This is a genomic window from Endothiovibrio diazotrophicus (assembly GCF_054657215.1).
In genome coordinates this window covers 12,673-37,070 of sequence record NZ_BAAHXB010000018.1, presented here as the reverse complement: position 1 = coordinate 37,070, position 24,398 = coordinate 12,673, and the positions used below count along the sequence as shown (strand labels likewise).

The 24,398-nt window shown below is 67.6% G+C and carries 20 protein-coding genes; 14 read left to right on the top strand and 6 right to left on the bottom strand.

Annotated features, from left to right (window positions below):
• Window positions 1–35: 35 nt before the first annotated feature.
• Window positions 36–242 carry a helix-turn-helix domain-containing protein gene (locus tag ACYQ2W_RS07150; RefSeq protein ID WP_459864732.1) on the top strand — a complete coding sequence of 69 codons (207 nt, stop codon included), beginning with the start codon at window positions 36–38 and terminating at the stop codon, window positions 240–242.
• 237 nt (window positions 243–479) lie between these two features.
• Here the strand turns inward: ACYQ2W_RS07150 and ACYQ2W_RS07145 are convergent, their stop codons facing one another.
• Window positions 480–1,211, bottom strand: a complete 732-nt coding sequence (locus ACYQ2W_RS07145) for an SPOR domain-containing protein (RefSeq protein WP_459864710.1) — start codon at window positions 1,209–1,211, stop codon at window positions 480–482.
• A gap of 175 nt (window positions 1,212–1,386) precedes the next feature.
• On the opposite strand from ACYQ2W_RS07145, the gene ACYQ2W_RS07140 reads away from it, so the two are divergent.
• From ACYQ2W_RS07140 to hypD, 7 genes are all read left to right on the top strand, one after another.
• A complete protein-coding gene (locus ACYQ2W_RS07140) occupies window positions 1,387–1,839 on the top strand; it encodes a YkgJ family cysteine cluster protein (RefSeq protein WP_459864708.1) in 453 nt (150 codons plus the stop codon).
• Between the two features lie 69 nt (window positions 1,840–1,908).
• Window positions 1,909–3,258 carry a 23S rRNA (uracil(1939)-C(5))-methyltransferase RlmD gene (gene rlmD, locus ACYQ2W_RS07135; RefSeq protein WP_459864707.1) on the top strand — a complete coding sequence of 450 codons (1,350 nt, stop codon included), beginning with the start codon at window positions 1,909–1,911 and terminating at the stop codon, window positions 3,256–3,258.
• Complete coding sequence (locus ACYQ2W_RS07130; RefSeq protein ID WP_459864705.1) at window positions 3,255–3,476, top strand: DUF2835 domain-containing protein; 222 nt, start codon at window positions 3,255–3,257, stop codon at window positions 3,474–3,476. The genes rlmD and ACYQ2W_RS07130 overlap by 4 nt, the downstream gene beginning before the upstream one ends.
• A 127-nt stretch (window positions 3,477–3,603) precedes the next feature.
• Window positions 3,604–3,846 (top strand): HypC/HybG/HupF family hydrogenase formation chaperone, encoded by a 243-nt coding sequence (locus tag ACYQ2W_RS07125; RefSeq protein ID WP_459864703.1) that lies wholly within the window; start codon window positions 3,604–3,606, stop codon window positions 3,844–3,846.
• On the top strand, window positions 3,839–4,189 hold the full coding sequence (gene hypA / locus ACYQ2W_RS07120; protein ID WP_459864701.1) for a hydrogenase maturation nickel metallochaperone HypA: 351 nt from the start codon (window positions 3,839–3,841) through the stop codon (window positions 4,187–4,189). Before ACYQ2W_RS07125 ends, hypA begins: the two co-directional genes overlap by 8 nt.
• A 384-nt stretch (window positions 4,190–4,573) precedes the next feature.
• Window positions 4,574–5,425: a hydrogenase nickel incorporation protein HypB gene (gene hypB / locus ACYQ2W_RS07115; protein WP_459864699.1), complete on the top strand. Its 852-nt coding sequence runs from the start codon at window positions 4,574–4,576 to the stop codon at window positions 5,423–5,425.
• A gap of 278 nt (window positions 5,426–5,703) precedes the next feature.
• Window positions 5,704–6,798: a hydrogenase formation protein HypD gene (gene hypD / locus ACYQ2W_RS07110; RefSeq protein WP_459864697.1), complete on the top strand. Its 1,095-nt coding sequence runs from the start codon at window positions 5,704–5,706 to the stop codon at window positions 6,796–6,798.
• Window positions 6,799–7,009: 211 nt separating this feature from the next.
• Here hypD and recN read toward each other — a convergent pair whose 3' ends face one another.
• The 4 genes from recN to ACYQ2W_RS07090 all read right to left on the bottom strand — a co-directional run bounded on the left by recN (window position 7,010) and on the right by ACYQ2W_RS07090 (window position 11,868).
• Window positions 7,010–8,680, bottom strand: coding sequence for a DNA repair protein RecN (gene recN / locus ACYQ2W_RS07105; RefSeq protein WP_459864695.1), 1,671 nt, complete (start codon window positions 8,678–8,680; stop codon window positions 7,010–7,012).
• Window positions 8,681–8,744: 64 nt separating this feature from the next.
• Window positions 8,745–9,224: a YcjF family protein gene (locus tag ACYQ2W_RS07100; protein ID WP_459864693.1), complete on the bottom strand. Its 480-nt coding sequence runs from the start codon at window positions 9,222–9,224 to the stop codon at window positions 8,745–8,747.
• A gap of 32 nt (window positions 9,225–9,256) precedes the next feature.
• A complete protein-coding gene (locus ACYQ2W_RS07095) occupies window positions 9,257–10,807 on the bottom strand; it encodes a hemopexin repeat-containing protein (RefSeq protein ID WP_459864691.1) in 1,551 nt (516 codons plus the stop codon).
• A 146-nt stretch (window positions 10,808–10,953) separates the two neighbouring features.
• A complete protein-coding gene (locus ACYQ2W_RS07090) occupies window positions 10,954–11,868 on the bottom strand; it encodes a prenyltransferase/squalene oxidase repeat-containing protein (RefSeq protein WP_459864689.1) in 915 nt (304 codons plus the stop codon).
• Window positions 11,869–12,041: 173 nt separating this feature from the next.
• On the opposite strand from ACYQ2W_RS07090, the gene ACYQ2W_RS07085 reads away from it, so the two are divergent.
• From ACYQ2W_RS07085 to ACYQ2W_RS07075, 3 genes are all read left to right on the top strand, one after another.
• Window positions 12,042–14,489, top strand: a complete 2,448-nt coding sequence (locus ACYQ2W_RS07085) for a pre-peptidase C-terminal domain-containing protein (protein WP_459864687.1) — start codon at window positions 12,042–12,044, stop codon at window positions 14,487–14,489.
• Between the two features lie 308 nt (window positions 14,490–14,797).
• Complete coding sequence (locus ACYQ2W_RS07080) at window positions 14,798–15,679, top strand: ethylbenzene dehydrogenase-related protein (RefSeq protein ID WP_459864685.1); 882 nt, start codon at window positions 14,798–14,800, stop codon at window positions 15,677–15,679.
• Entirely contained in the window at window positions 15,676–18,402 is a 2,727-nt protein-coding gene (locus ACYQ2W_RS07075; protein WP_459864683.1) for a hybrid sensor histidine kinase/response regulator, read from the top strand. Before ACYQ2W_RS07080 ends, ACYQ2W_RS07075 begins: the two co-directional genes overlap by 4 nt.
• A gap of 63 nt (window positions 18,403–18,465) precedes the next feature.
• Here ACYQ2W_RS07075 and ACYQ2W_RS07070 read toward each other — a convergent pair whose 3' ends face one another.
• A complete protein-coding gene (locus ACYQ2W_RS07070; RefSeq protein ID WP_459864681.1) occupies window positions 18,466–19,242 on the bottom strand; it encodes a TatD family hydrolase in 777 nt (258 codons plus the stop codon).
• 244 nt (window positions 19,243–19,486) lie between these two features.
• Between ACYQ2W_RS07070 and ACYQ2W_RS07065 the strand changes: the two genes are divergently transcribed.
• From ACYQ2W_RS07065 to ACYQ2W_RS07055, 3 genes are all read left to right on the top strand, one after another.
• The gene (locus tag ACYQ2W_RS07065) at window positions 19,487–20,944 is read left to right on the top strand and encodes an HDOD domain-containing protein (RefSeq protein ID WP_459864679.1); all 1,458 of its coding nucleotides are present in this window, start codon (window positions 19,487–19,489) and stop codon (window positions 20,942–20,944) included.
• Between the two features lie 261 nt (window positions 20,945–21,205).
• Window positions 21,206–23,278, top strand: coding sequence for a TonB-dependent receptor plug domain-containing protein (locus ACYQ2W_RS07060; protein WP_459864677.1), 2,073 nt, complete (start codon window positions 21,206–21,208; stop codon window positions 23,276–23,278).
• A gap of 186 nt (window positions 23,279–23,464) precedes the next feature.
• Complete coding sequence (locus tag ACYQ2W_RS07055) at window positions 23,465–24,376, top strand: carotenoid biosynthesis protein (RefSeq protein ID WP_459864675.1); 912 nt, start codon at window positions 23,465–23,467, stop codon at window positions 24,374–24,376.
• The last annotated feature ends 22 nt before the right edge of the window (window positions 24,377–24,398 follow it).

Sequence of the window (24,398 nt, the reverse complement as noted above, 5' to 3'; positions counted from 1 at the left end):
GCTTGTACATCCGACTGAAAGAACTGGTGGCCGACATGGAATTCAGGGTCGGCCGCAGGGTTGCGTTGGATGAGGTGGCGAGGGAGACCGGTATCGGCCGGACCACGCTGACCCGGATCGCCGGCAACCTTGGCCACAGCACATCCACCGAAACATTGGATAACTTGTGTGAATTCTTCGATTGTCGAATCGAGCAGCTGATCGAATACGTTTCGTCCGGGGCCGACGCCCAGAAGCCGTAGTGGCGTAGCTGGTGTGGGAGCGGGAGGAGAACCCCGGCGGGAGTTCCGGCTCAACTGGATGATCGAATTCGAGACTTCTTCCGGCGCTGCCGGTCTCGCACAGTAGGATGTACTACATTGATTTCGCGACCAATCACCTATAGACCAGAGCCCTCATGGAACAGCAAATGCGCTGAGGCTTTCGTCGAGACCCCGCGGAGGTTTCCGTGCGATCCCCGTGGGGACATCGGTTTGCCGTCACCGCTGGACAAGTGGGACCGTGACCGCTTGAACCCCTTTCTCTTTACGTATTCGCTCGGCCATTTCGGCCGCTTCCTCGCGACTTTCGTAACGCCCGATGCGTACGGTGTGCCAGCGGCGGCCGTTGCTGGAGACGGTGTGGTAGACGAAGGCGGCGTAGCCGGCCCTTTGCCACTCTTCGACGCTCTCGTTCGCATGGGGCTGCTCGCTGTAACTGCCTACCTGGACCGAGTAGCCGACGATGGGGGATTCGTCCGCCGGCGCCGTTGGTTCAGGTGTCGCTTCGGGAGGCGCCGGGAACGGGGTGGCCGCGGCGGGCGTGGCGGGGGGCTGCGCGACCGTGTTCACTGCGGGCGATGCCGCGGTGGCGGCTGAGGGGGGCTCGGTCGCCATCGGTCGCTCTGCCGCTTGCGCTGTGCCGGAGTCGGCGGACGGTGCCTCGATGGCCTTGCCGATGTTCATCGTGGGGATCGGGATCGGTGCTGTGAGGGGTGAATCGCCAGCGACCGGCGGCGCCGTTCCCGCCGCCGCTGGGGTGGCGGGCGTCTCCTGCCGGGGGGCCTCCAGGAAGGCGGTGAGCAGGTCCTCGGTCAGCTCCTTCGGTGGCGATGGAGTGATGGCGGTCTTCAGTCCGCCGTAGTAACCCGCGGTGAAGGCGAGCGTCAGCGCCACCGCGGCGAGGGCGATGAGCAGCAAAAGGGTCCGCTGATTGAGGGGGTGGCACTCCATCGTTCGGGGTCTGCGGGGTCGTGGGCCGGGCGGTAGGGCGGGGCGCGTTTGGGACTGGTCCGCCATTGTCTCCCATTTCGCCACGGGATGGGGATTGCCGCGGCTTCCGATGGGCTTGATTTTGGTGGGCGTATCACCCAAGGTAACCGTTTTTTCGTGGCAACGGGATCGGGTGATGTTCGGGTGGTTGGCGAGGCGCCGTGCGCCGGTGGTGCTGGGGGGATGCAACGGCTGCGGCAAGTGCTGCATGCATCTCACCCTGGTGGACCGCGGGCGGCCGATCAAGCAGATGGAACAGTTCGAGCGGCTGGTGGCGCGTGAGCCCGAGTATCGCTTCTTCCGCCCCATGGATGCGCGCGACGAGGATGGCTTCATCTATTTCTCCTGCCTTCTGCTGGGGGAGGACGGCCGCTGCACCGAATACGCGAGCCGGCCGTCGATCTGCCGCGAATATCCCGATCCTTCGATGTTCCGTTTCGGGGCCCAACTGCCCGGCGGTTGCGGTTACTACCGCGCACCGGAGCGCTCCTTCTCCGATGTGTTGGCCGAGGTCCAGAAGGAGGGGAACCAGGCGGAGCGCCCCTGGTGGCGCCGCTTCACGCCGCAGCGGCTGTTCGCGCGCTCCTGAGTGCCCTCCCGTGGGGGGTATCCCGGCCCTGCTATAATCCCCGCCCTTTTTCCGTTCCGAGACCGCCCCATGGCCCGCCGCAGACGTTCCCGCAAGCAGAGACTCCCCGCCGATCCGGTCGAGGCGACCATCGACTCGATGGCCCACGACGGTCGCGGGGTCGCCCACCTGGAGGGGAAGGCGGTGTTCATCGACGGGGCGTTGCCCGGGGAGCGGGTCACCTTTTTCTATACCTCGCAACGCCGTTCCCATGATGAAGGCAAGGTGGAGGCGGTGCTGGATCCGGCGGTCGACCGGGTGGCGGCGCGCTGCGAGGCGTTCGGGTTGTGCGGCGGCTGTGCGCTGCAGCACCTGGAGGAGGGGGCGCAGATCGGTTTCAAGCAGCAGACCCTGCTGGAGAACCTGAAGCGGATCGGCAAGGTGGAGCCGGAGCAGGTGTTGGAACCGCTCACCGGTCCTCACTGGGGCTACCGGCGCAAGGCGCGCCTCGGGGTGCGGGACGTGCCGAAGAAGGGGCGGGTGCTGGTCGGTTTTCGCGAGAAACACAGCCCCTATCTGGCCGATTTCACCCGCTGCCAGGTGCTCCATCCGGCGGTGGGGATGAAGCTGGAGGCGATCTCCGAGTGCATCGGCGCGTTGTCGGTGCACAACCGCGTCGCCCAGATCGAGGTCTCCATCGGTGCCCGCGGCGGTGAGCGGGAGGTGGTCGCCCTGGTCTTCCGCAACCTCGATCCGCTCACTGCCGGGGACGAGGCGCGACTGCGCGCCTTCGGCCTCGATCACGGTTTCGACATCTACCTCCAATCGGGCGGCCCCGACACCGTGGTCCCGCTGAGCGCGGGGGTGGGGGAGCTGAGCTACACCCTGCCGGAGTTCGACGTGGAACTCTTCTTCGGACCCATGGACTTCACCCAGGTGAACAACGACATCAACCGCGCCATGGTCTCCCGCGCGCTGGCGATGCTCGACCCAAAGCCGGAGGAGCGGATCCTCGACCTGTTCTGCGGCCTGGGCAATTTCACCCTGCCGATCGCCCGCCGCGCCGGCAAGGTCGTCGGGGTGGAAGGCGATGCCGAGCTGGTGCGCCGGGCGGGGGAGAACGCGGCGCGCAACGGTATCTCCAATGCCGAGTTCCACACCGCCGACCTGACCCGGGAGCTGACCGGCCAGCCGTGGCTGGCCGAGGGGATCGACAAGCTGCTGATCGACCCGCCGCGCAGCGGTGCCTTGGAGGTGATCCCGCACGCGGTGGCGCTCAAGCCGCGGAGGATCGTCTATGTTTCGTGCAATCCGGCGACCCTGGCCCGCGATGCCGGAGAGCTGGTGCATGCCCACGGCTACCGCCTGCTGAAGGCGGGGGTGATGGACATGTTTCCCCACACCGGCCATGTGGAGTCGATCGCACTGTTCGAGAAATGAAGGAGTACCGCTTCAGCCTCTCCATCAGTCGTGAGCGGTTCCGCCCCTACTATGAAGGGCGGATCCATGCGGTGGTGGTGACCACCTGGGGGGGGACGCGGGTCAAGCTCCCGGCGTTCCGCCTGCGCCCCTTCGTCACCGAGGAGGGGATTTACGGCAGCTTCTTCCTGGTGCTCGATGACCACAACAAGTTCGTCAGCCTGCAGCGGATCAAATAGCGTTACCGGCCCTGGGCGAATGCTCTCTGTGGACTCGCCCACTGTCTTGGGGCGTCGAGATGCCGGTGCGGCGCGCCCACGATCCCGTATACTATCGAAGTCCGGTTTCCGCAGTTGAGTCCCGCCCATGTGTCTCGGCATCCCCATGCAGATCCAATCCATCGACGGCCACACCGCCCGTTGCGTGGCGAAGGGGGTGGAGCGCGAGGTCTCGCTGTTCATGATGCAGCAGGAGCCGCCGGCGGTAGGGGAGTTTGTCATCGTCCACGTCGGCTACGCCATCCAGCGGGTGACCGAGCAGGAGGCGCGTACCGCCTGGGAGCTGTTCGACGAGATCGCCGAGGCGGAGGAGGGTGGCGGCGTTGCATGAACTCTCCCTCTGCCACGCCCTGATGGATCAGTTGGAGCGCACCGCCGCCGCCCATGATGCCGCCCGGGTGAGTCGCATCGTTTTGCGTCTCGGGCCGCTCTCCGGGGCGGAGGCGTCGCTGCTGAAGAGCGCCTTCCCGATCGCCGCCGCGGGGACCCTGGCGGAGGGGGCGGAGCTGGAGATCGAGGCGCAGCCGATCCGGGTGCGCTGCCGCAGCTGCGGGGCGGAGAGCGAGGCCACCGCCAACCGCCTGCTGTGCGCCGCCTGCGGCGACTGGAACACCACCCTGGTCAGTGGCGATGAGCTGTTGCTGGCCAGCGTCGATCTGGAAAAGGACGCATAGGGCGGCGGCCCCTGGCCGCCGTGAGCGGGAGCACTTCCGTCGGGTGTTCCCGCGGGGCTTTCCGAATGGTGGCTCCGTTCGGCAACGGCGCGCACGGCACGCCCTACCAGGAGCCTGTCGGACTATGGGGGATCGAGCCGCGGGAGGGCAGGAGGGCGGCCCCAATTTTTCGAAAATCCGAGGAGAATAGCGAGCTATTTGACGAGGATTTTCGGAAAAGTGGGGTCGTCATCCCGCTTTCGCGGCCGATTCATCCATAGTCCGACAGGCTCCCGGGAGACGCCGGGTTGTTCTTCATGCCCTTCGTTCCCCTTTGCCTGCCCTCCATGGTTAAAACATTCGCGGTTGGCCAACGGGGCCGGCCATCAATTCTGGAGTCGAACCATGTGCGATATCTGCGGCTGCAACATCACCCCCGGCAATGAGCACCTGCTGGCCGAGGGGGGGAAGCTTTCGGTCACCCCGGAGGGCGAGCGAGCGGTGGAGGTGCTGAAGGGGCTGCTCTCGGAGAACGACCATCAGGCCGCCCACAACCGCGAGCACTTCGACGCCCACGGGGTGCTGGCGATCAACCTGATGTCCTCCCCCGGCGCGGGCAAGACCGCGCTGCTGGAGGCGACCATCGAGGCGCTCGCCGGCGAGTTCGCCATCGGTGTGGTGGAGGGGGACCTGGAGACCGAGAACGACGCCGAGCGGATCCGCGCCAAGGGGGTGCCGGCGGTGCAGATCGCCACCGGCAGCGCCTGTCACCTGGACGCCCACATGGTCCACGACGCGCTGCACCACATGAGCCTCGACGGCCTCGACCTGCTGTTCATCGAGAACGTCGGTAACCTGGTCTGCCCGGCGAGTTTCGACCTCGGCCATCACCGCAACGTCACCCTGCTGTCGGTCACCGAGGGGGACGACAAGCCGGCCAAATACCCGGTGATGTTCCGTGCCGCCGATCTGATGCTGCTGACCAAGACCGACCTGCTGGCCGTGCTCGACGACTTCGACCCCGACCGCGCCGAGCAGCACCTGCGCCACCTGGCCAACCCGGCACCGGCGCTGCGTCTGTCGGCGCGCAAGGGACAGGGGATGACGGCGTGGTTCGACTGGCTGCGCGCCGAGCTGACCGCCCAGCGCGAACGGGTGCGCAACCACCAGACCGCCCATCCCGCCCTGCAACCCGACGGTGCCCGCCTGCATGCCCACGACCACCACCACCATGGGCATCACCACCATCACGGGTGAGGGGTTTTGACCATGAAGGTCATGGAGGTGTCTTGGTGCAAGGTCCAACTCGCCGGGATGCCGCTCCCGTAGGATGGGCAAAGCGTAGCGTGCCCATCAAAACGGTACTGCCGCGGCGAAGCTCACCGCCTTCGTTCGATGGGCACGCTGCGCTTTGCCCATCCTATGGTTGGGAGTGGGCGGGCACTCCGCCTTCTGATTTTCGAATTGAACGGAATACCCCCCCCTTCATGTCCCTCATGGTCAACTCTTAGAAGTCTTGAGAAAGAGCCCAACCGATGACCACCGAAGCATCTCAATGGCTGGAGCGGATCCGGGCGCTGCCCATCGAGGGGCCGGTGCGGATCATGAACGTCTGCGGTGGGCACGAACGCTCGATCACCATGGCCGGGCTGCGCCGCATCCTGCCCGCGGGGGTCGAGCTGATCCCCGGTCCCGGCTGCCCGGTCTGCGTCTGCCCGGAGGAGGATATCTACGAGGCGATCCAGCTCGCTCTCAGGGAAAAGGTGATCCTCACCGCCTTCGGCGACATGCTGCGGGTGCCGGTCAACGTGCCCAAGGAGGAGGCGCGCTCGCTGGAGCAGGCGCGGGCGGCAGGGGGCGACGTGCGTCCGGTGGGTTCGCCCATGGAACCGGTGCGCATCGCCCGCGACAATCCCGACCGCCAGGTGGTGTTCTTCGCCGCCGGCTTCGAGACCACCACCGCGCCGGTGGCGGCGATGGTCGCCGAGGGGGTGCCGGAGAACCTCTCGGTGCTGCTTTCCGGGCGCCTCACCTGGCCGGCGGTGGCGATGTTGCTGGCCTCCGGCGCGCCCGGCTTCGACGCCCTGGTGGCCCCCGGCCACGTCTCCACCGTGATGGGGCCGGAGGAGTGGCAGTTCGTGGTCGACGATCACCGGATCCCGGCGGCGGTCGCCGGCTTCACCCCCGAGAGCCTGCTCGCCGCCTTCTACTCGGTGCTGCGCCAGCGGATCGAGGACAAACCCTTCCTCGACAACTGCTATCCGGAGGTGGTCCGCCCCGGCGGCAATCCGGGTGCGCAACGCTGGCTCAATGAGACCCTCGAGGTGGTGGACGCCAACTGGCGCGGCATCGGCATCATTCCGGGCTCCGGCTACCAACTGCGCGAAAAACACGCCGCGGTCGACGCCCGCAGCCGTTTCCCCGCCTACCGCGAGGAGGCGCGCCGCCGCGCCGGCCAGATGCCGCCGGGTTGTGACTGCGCCAAGGTGGTGTTGGGGAAGATCTACCCCACCGCCTGCAAGCTCTACGGTGCCGCCTGCACCCCACGCACCCCGGTGGGGCCGTGCATGGTCTCCGACGAGGGGGCCTGCCGCATCTGGTGGAGCAGCGGCGCACGGTTGGCGGAGTAGGTCGGCGCTACCGCGCCGACATGAACGGAGGCACCGCTCTTTCAAGTTTCCGCCGTGCTTTCGGAGTGGGACGCCCCGTTCGGATGGGGCGTGATTGCGGTGAGTCCGTTGCTTCCGCTCGCGTCGGCGCGGTAGCACCGACCTACGGCGAGAGCCGTGCCTCAGGGCTTGGCGAGATGATCGCCCATGCGCGGGAGAGGCGGCTTTGCGCCTATCCCGCGTTGCCGATCATCTCCTCGGCGTGGGCCAGGGTCTGCTCGGTGATCTTGACCCCGCCGAGCATACGCGCGATCTCCTCCACCCGGCGGCGCTTCTCCAGCACCTGGATGCCGGTTTGGGTGACGTTCTCACCGCGCACCTTGGTCACCTGCAGGTGGTGGTGGCCCTGGGCGGCCACCTGGGGGAGGTGGGTGACGCAGAGCACCTGGCGGTCGGCGCCCAGCGCGCGCAGCTTGCGCCCGACGATCTCGGCGACGCCGCCGCCGACGCCGGTGTCCACCTCGTCGAAGATCATGGTGGGGATCCTTGCGCTGTGGGCGATGATCACCTGGATGGCGAGGCTGATCCGCGACAGTTCGCCACCGGACGCCACCTTGGCCAACGGCTTCGGCGGCTGGCCGGGGTTGGCGCTGACCCGCATCTCGATCCGCTCCACCCCGTGGAGGGTGAACTCACCGTCGGCGAGCGGCTCCAGGGCCACCTCGAAGCGGCCGCCGGGCATCCCCAGCTCATTCATCGCCTCGCTCACCCCCTCGGCCAGCCGGCTCGCCGCCTTGGTGCGGCTCCGGGTCAGCTTGGCGGCGGTGGCGCGGTAGGCCTCGGCCAGCCGCGCCACCTCCTCGTCGAGGCCGTCGAGGCGCTGGTCGGCGTTCTCCAGCCCCTCCAGCTCGCCGCGCAGCCGCTCGCCGAGGGCGGTCAGTTCGGCGGGCTCCACCCGGTGCTTGCGGGCGAGATCGTGGATCGCGCCGATGCGTTCCTCCACCCATTGCAAGCGCTGCGGGTCCAGCTCCAGCCGGTCGAGGTAGCCGCGCAGCTCGCCCGCCCCCTCGCGCAGCTGGATCAGTGCCGAGTCCACCAGTTCGCAGGCGGGGCCGAGGGAGCCGTCGAGGGCGCGCAGCGACTCCAGTTCGGCGAGGGCGTGGGCGAGCAGCGAGGAGGCGGAGCCCTCGTCGTCCTCGTAGAGCAGGCCCAGCGCGCGGCTCCCGGACTCCAGCAGGCGGCCGGCGTTGGCCAGCCGGGCGTGCTCCTCGTCGAGCCGCTCCAGCTCGCCGTCGGCCAGCTCCAGCCGGTCCAGCTCCTCCACCTGGTAGCGCAGCAGTCCCAGCCGCTCGCTGCGCTCATCGCTCTGCCGACGCAGGCGCTCCAGCTCCTCGCGGGCGGCGCGCCAGTCGCGGTGACGGCCGGCCAGCTCGGCGAGCAGTTTGCCGTGGCCGGCGAAGTCATCGAGGGTCTCGCGCTGCACCTCGCGGCGCATCAGCGACTGATGTTCGTGCTGCCCGTGGATCTCCACCAGCAGCCCGCCGAGGGCCTGCAGCGAGGCCACCGGCACCGGCGAGCCGTTGATGTAGCCCTTCGAGCGACCGTCGGCGATCACCCGGCGGATCAGGCACTCCTCCTCCTCCAGGGCAAGGTCGTGCGCCTCCAGCCAGGCGGTGGCGGCGGGCAGGTCGGCGAGGAGGAAGGTGGCGCTGATCTCCGCCTTGGCCGCGCCGTGGCGGATCACCGAGCTGTCGGCACGGTCGCCGAGCAGCAGGGCGATGGCGTCGACGAGGATCGATTTGCCCGCCCCGGTCTCGCCGGTGAGCACGCTCATCCCCGCACCCAGTTCCAGCTCCAGGCGGTCGATGATGGCGAAGTCGCGGATGTGGATGTGGCTCAGCATGGCGCGCTAGTGTACCCGATTCGACAGGGTGTGCAGCGCTCACGGGGAGCCGATGGGGAGTGGGTCAGGGTTTGACCCCGGCGAAACTCTTGCGCAGCTCCGCCTTGCCCTCCTCCAGGTGCTCGTTGTAACGCTCCCGCGCCTGTTTCGGGTCGAAGGAGAGCAGGGTCCCGCCCGCCTCGAAGTGCTGGATGAACAGGCGGCCGATGGCGTAGGTGGAGGCGCCGCTGAACAGCGCCGCGCCCGCCGCGGTGGCCACGCCGGCGACGGGCATGCCGCGGATCAGCCGGGCGAGGTTGAGGGAGAGCGAGACCGCCCCGCTGCCGCCGACCACCGCGCCGATGATGACGCGGGCGCGCTCGTCGGAGAAGGGGATGTCGTAGAGGCGCGCGAGGTCGCTCAGCATCTTCGCCTGCACCCCCGCCAGCGCCAGCCATTCGACCAGCGGCAGCGGCACCAGGCCGAGTGCCGCCGTCCCCATCATGTACTTCCTGACCAGCGCCTGAGCCTCGGCGCTCCTCTGTTCCGGTTCCAGTTCGGACATCGTCGGTTTCCTTTCGCGGTTGGCGGGTTCGGTCAGACGAAGAACTTCCAGTCTTCGACGTAGTCACTGGCCACGAACTTCGGGTAGCCGGGATCGGCCCGGTAGGTGGTCATGTCGTAACGGATGTACTGGTCTTCCCGAAAGAAGTACACCTTGCCGTTCTTCCAGTAGATGCAGGCGTCGATGCAGTCGAAGATGAGGCCGGCCCAACGCTCGCTGGTGAGTTGGGGGTAGCCCTCGTCGGCATGCCCGTTGTCGGCGTTGTAGCGGATGTAGTGCTCGCCGCGGAAGAAGTAGACGGCGTCGGGTCCGACGTTGATGGCCGCGTCGATACGGTCGAACGTCACGCCGGGCCACTCCTCGATGATCGGTTTGGGGTAACCGGGGTCGATCGCGCCGCTATCCGCGTCGACGCGCATGCACTGATCGCGTCGGAACAGGATGATCTTGCGCTGCAGGTCCTCCCCCGTGGGAGAGCGCAGTCCCCAGCCGACGAAGGCCGCATCGGGGCGCTCGAAGTGGGCGAACTGCGGCTTCTTGAGGGCCGGGAGGAGGCTGGTCAGCAGTCGCGGTTTGTCGCTGGTGCCGCGCTCCAGGTCGTAGCAGAAGAATTTGTCGTTGCGGATGAAGTAGATGCGGCGATCCAGGTTGAATATCGCGGAGATGGGCTCAAACGAGGTCGCGGCCTGATAGGCACGCTGGAGCACCTCCGCCTTGTGCGGGTCGTTCACCAGGGTCCAGATCCCGCTAACCTCCAGTTCGATGACCTGTGGGTTCTCCTTGATGGTGGTGATCCACGCGTTGTAGTTCTCTTCGTTGAGGGTGCTCAGCGCCGCCAGCTTCAACTCGTCCCCGCCCTTGCCGAACACCCGGCACTCGGAGTTGCTGATCAGCCGCTCCTTGGTCGTCTGGCTGCCCTCGCTGGCCTGGCCCTCCACGCCGCCGAAGCTGGCCTTGATGCCGGCGTTGATCTCCTCCTTGGTCATGGCGGTGGACTTGGCGACGATGAAGGCGAGCATGGCCTTGCCACCAACCCAGGCCCGACGCACGTAGTGGGTGCCGTACTTCTCGAAAAAAAGCTCGTAGGCGCGGCGGTGGTCGTGGTCGAAGGGGCCGTCGGGGATGGTGTCGAGGGCGAGGCGTTCCGTGTCGGGGAAATCGGCCACGTTGGGCAGATAGAGCGCCATCAGCGGGATGAAGGAGCTGCGCAGGGCGTAGTAGGCGCTCTCCTCGGAGTGGATCTGCTGGGTCTGGTTGGCGTTCACATCGATGCTGAAGACGCTGTTGCTGGCCGCCACCCGGGCATCCAGCGTCATCTGCTTGTCGAAGCGCTCCCAGGACTCCTCGATCACCGTCTGGTTGAGGGCCTGGCCCACCGGCACCGGGGGGCTGTCGTTCACGGCGTAGCCCTGTGGCACCAGGAACGCCTCGCCGAGCTCCCGCGAGTTGTAGGTCCAGTGGTCGCACTGTTCGAACAGAACGTCGCGCAGCGCATAGGGGTGGCGCGGTCGCAGGTAGATGCCGCGGCCGACCACTTCCAGTCCGGGGATCGGGAACACTACGTCGGGGGATATCTTCGACATCGGTAATCTCTCCATTTACCTCGGTGGCTACCAGGCGCGAACGCGCGGTCCTTGGTCCAACGAACCGGGTGGATTCTTACACAGCGGACGATTGAGGCCAACCTCCATCGTCCGGCGTGGAAGTCGTCGGGTGGATGCGCTATCGCTTATCCACCCGACGGGGTCGGTCTGCCGTCGTTCTTCTTCATGCGCTTCGATGGTGAATCTTCCCGCGCTTCGTCCTCCAGTTCGAGCCACAGCGCCGTCGCGTGCCAGTGGGCCCGGCAGCCGGGGCGGGCGGCGAAGCAGAGACCGCCGTCGGCGCTGGTCCACTGCGCCAGGGCACGCCGGTAGCGGGCCTCGTCGGCGGCCGGGTGGCCGACCCAGCGCAGGAAGATCAGGCTCTCGGCCAGGCCGTCGAGGAAGCCCTGGCGGAGGAACGGTTCCAGGTGGCGGGTCAGCTTGCCCGCTGCACGGGCCACCGCCGCGTCGTGGCCGCCGCATTCGTGAAGCGCCAGCATGGCGTGGGTGGTGAGGTAGTAGCCGGAGCGACCGCCGTCGCTGAAGGCGCCGTCCTCGCCCTGGCCGGCGATCAGGTCGGCGGCCGCCTGCTCGATGAACGGTTTCTCCACCGGCGCGCCGTAGCGGCAGGCGAGCAGCAGGGTGTTGGCGCGGTCGAAACGGGGCGCCTCGGCGAGGCAGCCGGCCAGCCGCTGCCGCTCCGGCTGCCGTTGCAGCGCGAAGCCGGCCTCCTCCAGGAAGCGCCCGCTGAGATAGCGGTCGGTCAGCGCGCCGCAGGCGAGGCCGCCGGGGTCCAGCGCGTCGATGCGCCGTGCCGCCCGCTCCAGCACGGCGGCGTCCTCCGCGGTGGGGTGGCGCTGCTGGTGGCGGGCGAGGGGGAAGAGCAGCGAGGCGATCAGGTTCCAGTCCCACTCGCCGGCCGCCCGCTCGCTCATCTCCCGCTCCAGCCGCTGTTGCAGCCAGTGCAGGGTGGTGGCGCTGTCCGCCGCGGCGAAGGTGGGTGGGGCGTGGAGCGGGAGCAGGATCAGCAGCAGCGGGAGGAGCAGGGGACGGAGGTTCATGGAGGTGCCTGTTAGTGGGATTTTCAGGTCGGGAGGCCTAAAATAAGAATCGTGTAAGAAATACCGAGGGCGGTGCGGGAAGTACCGTCTCAAGCCATTGGCCGCCAGGGTGGCCGGGGGGAGAGCCCCGGGGGTGCCTGAGGAGACGGCCGCTGTTCCTTCGGGAGTCTACAATGAAGATCCTCTCTCTTTCGCCACGGTGGCTTCTCCTGCTGGTGCTGTGCGCCAGCGTGGCGGTGCGGGCCGAGACCTACAGCAGCAACCTCGACACCCAGAACTACGTCACCCACACCCACAGTTTCGCGCTGGCCGGTGACGGGGCGTGGAGCTTCGATCTGGCCACCAGCGGGACCGTCAGCCTGTGGAACGAGGGGATCAAGGTCTACGCCGCCGACGGTACCCTGATCCATCACTTCCGTTACCTCTACAGCGGCGACAGCAGCGTCCCCCTGCCGCTGGAGGCGGGCAGTTACACCTTCACCACCACGGCGGTGGGCAGCGGCGGCTATACCATCACTACCCGGGTGGCCGCCGAGGATGCGCCGGCCGACGCCGAATCCAACGACCAGCCGGGGAGCGCCGCCGGGACCACCTTGAGCGCCGGTCTCCAGGGCCGACTCGGTTATCGCGCCAACAGCGACGGCGTCGGTGATCCGGTGGACTGGTGGCGGCTCACCCTGCCGGAGGACGGGGCGCTCTCCTTCGTCGTCGAGCAGGCGGACCAGCACGTCACCTTCTGGAACCAGTTCCTGGAGGTCTACGACGCCGACGGCAGCACCCTGCTGCAGAATTACCGCTACATCTACAACAGCGACGTTCCCGTCACCCGCGGCCCGCTCGCCCTGCGCGCCGGGACCTACTACCTGAAAGTGGCGACCGCCGACTCCCTCTCGGTCTACGGCGGCTACGTCGTCGCCACCCAGTCGGCCACCTCGGCCTTCGCCAACGACGGGGCGGGCAACGACGGGGCGTCCACCGCCGGGAGCTATACCCTCGGCGGCGCGGCCACCGGCCACCTCGGCTACCAAGGGGGAGGTGCCGGCAGCGACAGCGACCCGGAGGACTGGTGGCGCTTCAGCGTGGCCGCGGAGAGCGAGGTCACCTTCACCATCGAGCGCGAAGCGGATCTGAGCCTGTGGAACGACGGGATCACCCTGTTCCGCGCCGACGGCACCACCGTGGTGGCGCAGTACCGCTACTTCAGCGACGCCAGCAATACCTTCTCGCCGGTGACCCTGCAGGCGGGTAGCTACTACCTCAAGGTGCGGGGCAGCGGCCACGGCGGTTACCGCCTCTCCAGCGTCGTCAGCGGCATCGAGCCGACCCCGACGCCCACACCGGAGCCCACTCCAACCCCGACTCCGGAGCCGACGCCCACGCCCACGCCCACGCCCACGCCCACGCCCACGCCCACGCCCACGCCGAGCCCCGGCGCCTGTAGCGCGAGCGACCTGGAGGCGTGCGCCACCATCGAAGCCTGCACCGGTGCCGGCGGTTTCTGGAACTTCGACGGGTGCGGCGCCGAGCCGCAGCAGGACCCGAGCCACTACCCCACCTACTGCGAGCAGGGCTACACCCAGTACTGCACCAGCGACGCGGTCTGTTCCGCCGACAACCCGGCCGCCTGCACCGACGCCTTCCATTGCGAGCAGTATGGCGGCAGTTGGGTCGATGGAGAGTGCCAGGCTGCCTCCACCCCGGGGGATGGCGCCGCCGAGACCATCGGTGACTGGATCCCGCGGGAGAACACCACCTACCAGGCGGTGGCGACCCTGGTCCAGCAGGACGACGGCTATCGGCTCGACGGCGGGGTGTGGAGCAACGGCCGCCCTAATGGCGCCGGCGAGTATGACGGCAACGGCATCCAGTCGCGCGGCGAATACGACTTCATCGGCCGCACCGTCTACGCCACCTTCCTGGTCCACGGCGCCGACCGTTACGCCGCCTGGTGGGTGAAGCCGTGGTACCTGCCGATGCACCACATGAACAGCGACCACTCCTATGCCAGCGGCCTGCTGATCCCGGATGACACCTGGATCCACGCCACCTACACCATCGGTGACGACGGCTCGTGGAGCGTGGCGCTCGCCTCCGGCGACTTCGCGCACCTCGGCGGTACCGTCCTCCAGCAGGAGTCGGGCACCCTCACCGAGGAGCAACGCGGCCAGCTCGCCTCCTCGCCGTTCCTGGTCACCTTCACCGACAACTATGCGGGTACCGACGCCTACATGGTGCTGGGAGAGGTGAAGTTCGCGGATGGGGGGGACGGGATGAGCGATGTGGCCGACGCCTGTCGCGCCGCGGTCTCCGTCCAGGGGGAACTGCACATCCCCTGCGTCCAGGTGGGCGAGGCGATCTACGACACCCGCCTGCAGATGGTCGCCGCCTCCGACATCCGCTTCGAGCTGCTGCCCGCCATCGCGGCGAGCGATGTTGCGGGGGCCGCAACCGATGCCTGCCTGGCCCGCTACGACCTCTCCCGCGAGCGGGTCAGCCTGCCCTGCGTCGACGTTGCCCTGGATGGCGCTGGGGTCCTGCCGGTGTGGGCGGAGCTGGAGCCGATGGGGACCGTCGGCGGCAGGCTGCGCTTCCGGGTTGCCGATTTCGGGGCCCTGCAGTAGCGGGTCCGTTGGCGGCGACGGACGGGGCGTGGAACCGGGCGCGGAGGGGAGCGGCCGCGCGCCTCTTGGCTGCCGTCGGGCGATGATCAGGGGGCCGGGTGTACCGAGGCGCGAGGCGGTCCCGGCGGATGGGGTTCATTGAGGCGGGCATGGGCATGCGGGATACTTGCCACGTAGCCGGTGTGGCGGCGGTCCGGGAGATGCCCGTTCCCCATCCGTCCCGATCGTCACCACGCCTCCCGCAGGAAGGGGGTTTTCCATCCGGAAATCCCGTTCTGCCTCTTGCCTCGGCCAACAAGGTTCCCGTCATGTCGTTCGTCACCCACCTCCGACTCTTCACGGTCGCCATCGCCCTCTTCGGTACGATCGCTCCCGCCGGCGCCGGGCAGCGTCTGGAGGTTATCCGTGCAGATGCTGCCGTCCGGCTGGATGGCGTGGCCGACGAAGCGGTCTGGGGCCGGTTGTCAGGGGTAACCGTCAATGACGTCCGTAGCGACATCCCGATGACGCTCAAGGCGTTCCATGATGCGCAACGGATCTACCTGCTGGTCACCTTCCCCGACCCGGACGAGTCCCGCAGCCACAAGTCCCTGGTCTGGAATCCGGCGGTGGGGGGGTACGACATCGGCTTCGATCGCGAGGACTCCCTTGTCCTGAAGTGGAACCTTTCGCCTTACCCGGTGGACCTGACCCTCTCCGGGGAGCTGGAGTATCGGGCCGACGTCTGGTTCTGGAAGGCGTTTCGCACCGATCCGGTGGGCTATGCCGACGACAAGCTACAGATCTACACCACGCTCCGCGACCGCAAGGCGCGGGCGCTGACCTCCCGCAAGGGGAACCTGTTCTACCTGACCCGCTCCGGCGACGCCGGGGATTCGGCCTACGTCTCGGTGCTGGAGGTGGAGAACCGGGGAGAGAGGATCCCCGGCTTTACCCATCGCACCCCCACCGGCAGCCGCGCCGACGTCCGTGCCAAGGGGGGATGGCGGGACGGTACCTGGACGGTGGAGCTCCAACGCCGCTTGATCACCGGCCACGATGATGACGTGCCCCTGGCGGTGGGCAGCGAGACCCTGCTTGGGGTGTCCCGCTACGAGATTGCCGGACGCGAGGTCGACCCGCGGCAAAGCCAACCCCTCCACGGCGCGGGGGAGGTGGGGGAGCTGATCCGGGTGAAGATCGCGCCATGATCCGGAGGATCCCCTACCACCTGCTGATCTTCGGTGGATTCGTCGTGCTGCTGGCCCTGCTGTGGGGTAGCGGCTATTCGGGTCATCTGCTGCAGAAGCAGGCGGTCGAATCCCTGGAAATGGTGACCGGCAGTCACCAGCATGACCTACAGGCGCTGGCCGATGCCCGCTTCAACCTGAACCGGGCCCGACGGCTGTTCGACCGCAACCTCTCTGACCCTGCGATCCGTGCCGATGAGGTCTTCGCCAGCCTCTCCGCGCTGCTCGATGCCGCCAAGGGACAGCAGGGGGCGACGGGGGTGGATTGGCGCCCGGTCGCCCAGGCGCAAGCCGGTTTCCGCAGCCTGCTGCAGACCTTGGACGAAGAGGAGCGGACCAGCGACAACGCGCAACGACTCTACGATGCGATCCAGTCCGAGCTCTCCACCTTCCGCAGCGCGCTGGTCCGGGCGCGGGCCGGGCTGGCGAGCCGTGGTCCGATCGCGGAGCAGGCCTTGCTGCTGGCCCAGTTGATCCAGCGCAGTGATCAGGCGTCCTTGCAACTGAGCGATTTTCACCGCCAGGAGCCCAGTTACCGGGATGAGGTGATGGTGCTGATGGCGGGCGTGGAGCAGGCCCTCAAGTCGCTCGACCACTCCGGGAGTGCGGTCGCCGGGCATGCGGGGGAGGAGACCGGGGAGCTGATGGCTACCTGCCAGCGCATCGTCGCCGGAGTCAATCGTGTCTACTCGGGGCTGGAGGATGGGGACCTCAACGAGGCCAGCCTGACATCGGACATCGATGCGGTGCTGCGGGCCTGGGAGACGATGGGGGTGCTGCTCTCCCGGCTGACCCGCCAGTTGCACGGCCAGATCCGGCAGCAGCAGGAGGAGATCCGCAGCGGCATGGAGAGCAACCTCCGGCACTATCGGCTGCTGACCTGCGTCTCGCTGCTCTTCGGCGCGCTGGTTGCGCTGTTCCTGTTCATGGCGCTGCACCGCCGCCTGCTCGCCCTGGTCGTCGCCCTGCGGGCGGTGCGTGAGGGACGTTTCGATGTCGAGGTGCCGGTGGACGCGCAGGACGATATCGGCCGCCTGGGGCAGGCGTTCAACGAGATGAACGCCGACCTGCGGAGAAAGGGCGACGAGCTGCGCGCCACCATGGATGACCTCACCGGGGCGCGGGACCAATTGGACGCCGCCAACCGCGGTCTGCTGGCGCGGGTACGCAGCACCAATACGCTGCTGGACGGCTTGCCGGTCGGGATCATCCTGGTGGGGCGGGATCGGGTGGTCCGCCGGGTCAACCGGGCCGCGCTGGAGATGATGCGACGGAGCGAACGGGAGGTGGTCGGGCAGATCTGTCACAACCACGTCTGTCCCGCCGATCGCGATCGGTGCCCGCCCCTCGACCTGGGACAGGCGGTGGACAAGTCCGAAAAGGTCCTGCTGGACCGCGATGGAAGATCGATCCCGATCCTCAAGACGGTGGTGCCGATCCGCCTGGATGGGGAGGAGTTGCTGCTCGAGGCGTTCTTTGACATCAGTGAACGGAAACAGATGGAGTCGGCGATGGCCGAAGCGATCCGCAACGCCGAGAAGGCCAATCGGGCGAAGAGCGAGTTTCTGGCCAACATGAGCCACGAGCTGCGCACCCCAATGAATGCGGTGCTGGGCTATGCCCAGCTGTTACAGGGTGCGCCGGGGCTTGGGGAAGAGCAGCGCGGTGACGTGGAGGAGATCCTGACCGCGGGTCGTCACCTGCTGGAGCTGATCAACGAGGTGCTCGATCTCGCCAAGATGGAGGCGGGTCGGCTGGAGCTGGAGCAACTGGAGTTCGTCCCGGCGCAACTGGTGGAGGAGCTGGCCGGGACCTACGGTGTGCAGGCCCGCGCCAAGGGCATCGAGCTCGACGCCGAGACGGCGCCGACGCTGCCGGAGTTGGTGGTGGGCGATCCGACCCGCTTGCGCCAGGTGTTGGTCAATCTGTTGGGCAATGCGATCAAGTTCACCGAAAGGGGGAGGATCTGCTTGGCGGCACGGCCTGCGGAGGGGGAGGGGCTGCTGTTCGAGGTGAGCGATAGCGGCATCGGTATCGACGCGGCGGTTCGGGACAAGCTCTTCCAGCCCTTTACCCAGGCCGACGAGAGCATGACCCGCCGTTTTGGCGGTACCGGTCTCGGTCTGGCCTTGTGCCGCAAGCTGGTGGAAGCGATGGGTGGGGAGATCGGGGTGGATAGCGAGCCGGGACGGGGCAGCCGCTTCTGGGTGAGGCTGCCGCTGGCGGCGGTTCCCCTGGGAGGGAAGGCATCGTCCGCCGCCCGGTCGCAGTCGGAGCGCGCGGCGGGGGGACGCTACCGGGGGCGGGTCCTGGTGGTAGAGGACAATGCGGTCAACCGCCAGGTGGCGGTGGGAATGCTGGTCCGCTTCGGCCTGGACCCCGACACCGCAGCGGACGGCGAGCAGGCGCTCGCTCGGCTGGAGGAGGGGAGGTACGACCTGGTGCTGATGGACTTGCAGATGCCGGTGCTGGATGGTGATCAGGCCACCCGGCGGTTGCGTGAGCGGGAGCAGGAGGGAGGGCTGGTTCCCACGCCGGTCGTCGCCTTGACCGCCTACGCCATGGCCGGTGACCGGGAGGCGGCGCTGGCCGCGGGGATGGACGACTATCTGACCAAACCGGTCTCGCTGTCCGAGCTGGAGGCGGTGTTGGAACGGTGGTTGTCCCACGAGGAGGCGTCATGAGCCACCTCACCGCATGAAAGCGAAACACAAGCCTTTCAACTCTTCGTGCCTTTTCCTTCGCGCTCAATCCGCAACCGGCAGCCGGAGCAGCGCCCGGGCGGTGGCGGTGGTGGCGGCGGCGACCTCCTCGGCCGGCTGATCGCGGACCTCGGCCAGGGCGGCGAGGATCTCCGGGAGGTATTCCGGGCCGTTGCGCATCCCGCGGTGGGCGGCGGTGGGGATGTCGGGGGCGTCGGTCTCCAGCACCAGCGCCTCCAGCGGGAGTTCACGGGCGAGGCGGCGGATGCGGCTGGAGCCGGGGTAGGTGACGGTGCCGCCGAAGCCGAGCTTGAAGCCGAGGTCGAGGAGCCGCCTGGCCTGCTCCAGGCTGCCGCTGAAGGCGTGGGCGATGCCGCCGTGGAGGAAGCGCAGGCGCCGCAGGGTGGCGCCCACCTCGTCGTAGGCCTTGCGGATGTGCAGCAGCACCGGCAGCCCGGCGTCGCGGGCGATCGTCAGCTGCGCCTCGAACAGCCGCTGTTGCGCGGCGCGGTCGAGCTCCCTCAGGTAATAGTCGAGACCGATCTCCCCCACCGCCAGCGGATGGTGATCGGCGATGGTGCGCTCCAACCGGGATAGATGTTCCGGCCGGTGGTGTTCCAGGTAGATCGGGTGGAGACCGAGGGCGGGGAAGAGATCCGCTTCGCCGGCGCAGAGTCGGAGCAGGCCGGCCATCCCGGCGGCGTCGATTGCCGGCACCACCTGCGCCGTCACGCCGGCCCTCCGCGCCCGCTCCAGCACCGCCGGGCGGTCGGCGTCGAATTCGCTTACGTCGAGGTGGCAGTGGGTGTCGATCAGTTCCATGGGAAAAAGACTAATCCGAGCGTTCGGTTTCGTCATCCGATCCGGGAAAGTGCGCCACTCGTCGGCAGGTGGATCAAGGGCGGGGAGGCGGTGGCCGACTGGAAGTCCGGGCTTCAAGGTTTTTTCCGCGGGTCGGTAGAATCGTGCTTCCCCGCGCCGACCTTCAGGGCCTATTATTGCGGTGACGCTTGTAGGCTTTTTGCCTATATCGATCTACATGGTTTCGTTACACAGGTCTGCTTGCGTGTCGAGTTCCGCTGAAAACAAGCCGCAGCCCAGTCCGCTGGATCAGTGGGCTGCGCGGCTCGCCCGGGAGAAGATGCCGGCCTTTGCCGCCACGGCAAGGGCGGTGGGTGGGCTCGCGCGCAGCGACGAGAGTTCCTTCGGTGATCTCTCCCAGCAGATCCTGCAGGATCCCGGCATGACCAGCCGGGTACTGCGCCGCGCCAACAGCGTCTACTACCGGGTCGCCGGCGAGGAGATCCACACCATCAGCCGGGCGGTGGTGGTGCTCGGCATGGAAGCGTTGGCCAGCCTCTGCGTGTCCCACTCCCTGGTGGACTCCCTCCAAGGGGGGCACCAGCATCAGGTGGTGGGCGAGATGGCCCGCTCGTTCCACGCCGCCTCCCAGGCGCGCGGCATCGCCCGCAGGATGAACGACCGGGGCGCCGAGGAGCTGTTCATCGCCACTCTGCTCCATCAGCTCGGGCCGATCGCCTTCTGGTCCTTCGCCGAGCAGGAGGCCCATCAGGTGTTGGCGGCGATGAAGGGCGGTGCCTCGCGGGAGAAGGCGGAGCGCAGCGTGCTCGGCTTCTCCCTGGACGAGCTGACCCACCGCCTCTGCGTCGATTGGCAATTGAGCAGCCTGGTGCGCGATTCCCTTGCCGGCAAGGAGTCGCCGCGGCTGGATACCATCCGGCTGGCGCGGCAGCTGGCGTCGGCGGCGGAACGGGGGTGGGATTCCGCGGCCACCCGGGAGGTGTTGGCGCGGATCGCCGAGCACACCGGGATGAAGCTGGACGACGTGCGCGAGATGGCCCACGCCCAGGCGGAGGAGGCGGCCAAGAACGCCGCCGCCATGGGCGCCGCGGAAGCGGGAGGGCGGATCCCCGTGGCGGGCTGCGGGGTCGAGACCCTGATGGGCGAGGAGCCGGCTGCGCCCGAGTTGGCGCTGCCCGACAGTGCGCTGCAGATGGAGTTCCTCAGCGAGCTGACGCGCATGATCGCCGAGGGTCGGGCCGACCTCAATCAGCTGGTGGGGGCGGTGGTGGAGGGGGTGTTCCGCGGTATCGCCATGGATCGGGTGTTGTTCGCCATGCTGACCCCCGATCGGCGCAACCTGATCGTCCGCCATGCCCTCGGCCTGGGAGTGCCGGCGGTGGGAAGGCCGTTCAGCCGGCTGTCGCCGCCGCGTCCCGACATCTTCGCCTACGTGCTGGCCAAGCGGGAGCCGGTGTGGGTGAACCCGGCCGACCGGGAGGGGCCGTTCCGGTCGCTGATCCACCCGGAGACCCGCGCGGTGACCGGCAGCTCCCCCTTCTTCGCCATGGCGGCGATGGTCAACGACCGCCCCATCGGTCTCTTCTACGCCGATCGCAAGGGCGATGGGCTACCCCTCGACGAGGCCTCCTATCTGGTCTTCCGCCAGTTTTGTCAGCAAGCCAACATGGGGCTGAGCTTGATCTCCGGCACTCGTCATTGACCTTTTCTTGATTTCGGTTTTTCCTATATCCTGCAAGCCTCCGCGCGTGGTGGGGGGGTCTCTCGTCACCAATTCGTATACCTTCTTTTAACGAAAATCCCTACAGGATTTCCTTACCGTGGGTTATGATTGTCTGACAAAGTTGTAAGAATTTTCCGATTTGTGTTGTTGTGGCGGACATGGGATCGATTGGTTGGGGGCCCGACGGAGGCCCACAAGGACCGGGAGGCTCTCCGCGCACGGAAAAATGGGGGTCGAGGTATGAGAGGGTTCACGAGGATTGCCGGATACGCCGTGGTGGCGGGGGCGCTGCTCGCGGGTGCGACGGCCCGCGCCGCGTCGGAGGCCGAGGAGGATGGGGCGGAGCTGCTCAATCTGCTGAACATCCTGGAAGAGCAGACCGAGATCGCCACCAAGACCAAACTCAATGCCGATTACGTGCCGGGCATGGTCACCGTGCTCCACGGCGACGATCTGGAGGCGCGCGGCGTGGCCACGGTGTGGGAGGCGTTGGGGCTGGTGCCGGGGATGGAGCTCTCCATGGACCGCATCGGCGAGCGGCTCGTGGCGGTGCGCGGCATCGGCGGCTCGATCCTCTCCGGCAATCTGAAAATCCTGCTCGATGACGTGGCGATGAACTCCGCCTACGGCGCCATGGCGGTGCCGGTATTCGACCTGCCGGTGGAGCAGGTGGAGCGCATCGAGTTGATCCGTGGGCCCGGTTCGGCGATTCATGGCGAGTTCGCCTACGCCGGCGTGGTCAACGTGGTGACCCGCCACGAGGGACAGCGGGTCTATACCCGTTTCGGCCAGTTCGGCGAGCGTCATGCGGGGGCGAGCACTTCGTGGGAGGCCCCTTCCGGTGCGCTCAAATTCAACCTCAACGTGGCCGGCACCCGGGGGGATGGTGCCGATCTTTCGGTGCCGAGCGATGCGCTGTTCGGCGCCGGCCAGGCGGCGGTCTCCAACGCACCGGGTTCGGTCAACGAGGTGCGCAAATTCGAGGGCGTGCTGTTCTCCATGGAGGCCGGGCGTTTCTCCCTCATCGGCCAGTGGCTGGAGGATCGTCACGGCGACCACTTCGGCCCGCTCAACGTGCTGCCCACCGACGATGGCACCACCGCCTACCGCAACGGCTACCGTACCATCGAGGGCCGCTACCACGACGAGCTGTCCGCCGAGGCGGCCTTCGAGCTGAAGGTGGGCTGGCAGCGCTATCGCCACGATGCCGACGTGGAGCTGCTGCCTCCCGGCTATGTCTTCCCCCACATCCTTTTTCCGGGGGCGATCGTCTATCCCGACGGCTGGAGCGAGCACTCGCGCTATCAGGAGGAGCGGCTCCACGGTTCGCTGGACTTCACCTGGAAGGGGTGGCACAACCACGCCGTGCTGGCGGGACTGTCGCTGACCGGCATCGACGTGGAGGAGTCCCGGTTCGATACCGAGGTCGATCCGGCGACCCTGGTCCCGTTGGGCACGTTGACCCGTTTCTACGGTCGCGAGGCGCACTCTCGCAACATCGTCGCCCTTACGCTGCAGGACGAGTATCGGCTGAATGACGACGTGACCGTCACCCTCGGCCTGCGCCACGACGATTACGACGACGTTGGCGAGAAGTTCTCGCCGCGGCTCGCCGCCGTCTGGCGGATCGATCGGAGCAACATCCTCAAGGCGCAGTATGCCGAGGCGTTTCGTCCCCCCACCTTCTTCGAGCTGAGTCGCACGCCGACCATCCAACCACAGCTGATCGAGACCACGGAGGTGGGGTACATCCACCGTTCCAGCGCCGGGGTGGGCCGCCTCACCCTGTTCAACTCCCGTCTCAAGGATCGGATTTTCGAGAACAACCTGGCGGTCTTCAGCAACACCTCCGGGGCGAGGACCCGCGGCGTGGAGCTGGAACTCGAGCGTCAGCTCGGGCCGAAATGGAAGGTCAACGCCAATCTCACCCTCGCCTCCACCGAGGAGGACCTCACCGGCGAGGCGATGCCCGGCGCGGCCCAGCGGCTGCTCAACCTGGGGCTGATCTACCGTCCCGCGGCGGAGATGACCTGGGCGGCGCAGTGGCGCTACGTCGGCGGGCGGGAACGGCAGATGGGCGATACCCGTGCCAAGATCGGGGATTACCACACCCTGGGGGTGACCGGGACCTTCGCCCATCTGGCCGGCTCCGGCTTGACTCTGCGGGTGGGGGTCGACAACCTCCTCGATGAGGAGGTACGGTACCCGGCGGCGCTGACCGGCGATCTGCTGGGCAACGTCTTCCCCTCCTATGCCGACGACTATCCCCAGCCCGGGCGTTACCTGTGGGCCCAGGTGGGGTACGATTTCTGAGCGGAGGGGGCCCGGCGCGGAAGTGGCGCAACGGCCGCGGCTTTATTGCAAAGTCGCGGCCGTTGCGTCACTTCCGCGTGTGATTTCTCCGCCGGTTTCGGTCGTCCGTACGGCCGCCGCCGGGAGGGGACAACAACCAAATCCGGTGCGGAGTCTCGCCCCGGAAAGGGACGTCAGGGAGCTTTCATGGAGACGTTGCCTTTTCCCAGCACGGGATATCTGGTCGGCGCGTTGGCCAATCTGGTGCTGTTCACGTTGGGCTTCCGCTATGCCTGGAAGCATCAACGCCATCTCGCCTTCGTCATGCTGGCCGCGGCGCTCTTCGGCTGGTTGGTGGAGTACTCGCAGCTGATTCGCCCCGACAGCGAGTACTACTACACCCAGGCGGTGGTCAGCCTGCCCGGCCCGATGCCACTGGGCGTGGTGCTCGGCTGGGGCATCATGATGTTCATCCTGGTGATGACCACCGAGGCGTTGGCGTTGCACTGGACAGTGCGCCCGCTGCTCGCCGGACTGCTCGGGGTGAGCCTCGATCTGGTGGCCGACCCGCCCTTCGTCTACATGGATTTCTGGGTGTGGAAGAACGGCGGTGCCTGGTTCGGCATCCCGTGGTCGAACTACGTCGGCTGGTTCCTGCTGCTGGCGCTCTACCTTTACTTCCTGGAGTTGGGGGTGCGCTGGCTGCTGCCGCGGCGGAAAGGGGTGGTGGGTGAGATCCTGGTCGCCTTTCTGCCGATCATTCCCTCCTTCTTCCTCTTCCAACGGCTGATCGATGGCTACCAGTGGCTGGTGGCGCAGGGGATCGTCGTCGATCAGGTGGTGATCGCGGTGCTCCTCGGCGGCAGCGCGCTGATCGTGGCGCCCTTTCTCTATCGCGCGCGCCGCGACCAGACACCGATCAAGGTGGTGCTGGTGGTGCCCGCGTTCGCCTACGTCTCCTCGATCCTCGGGCTCTATACCTCGGGGCTCTATCTCGCCCATCCCCAGCTGGTGGTGGTCAGTCCGGTGGTGGCGATGGTCAGCGGCCTGATCTTCTGCTGGGCCTATCTCGAACGCTTGTTGCCGCCGTCGGTCGCCGGGGGCGGGGCGGTGCGGTAGCGGTGTGGTCGCGATGTACGGG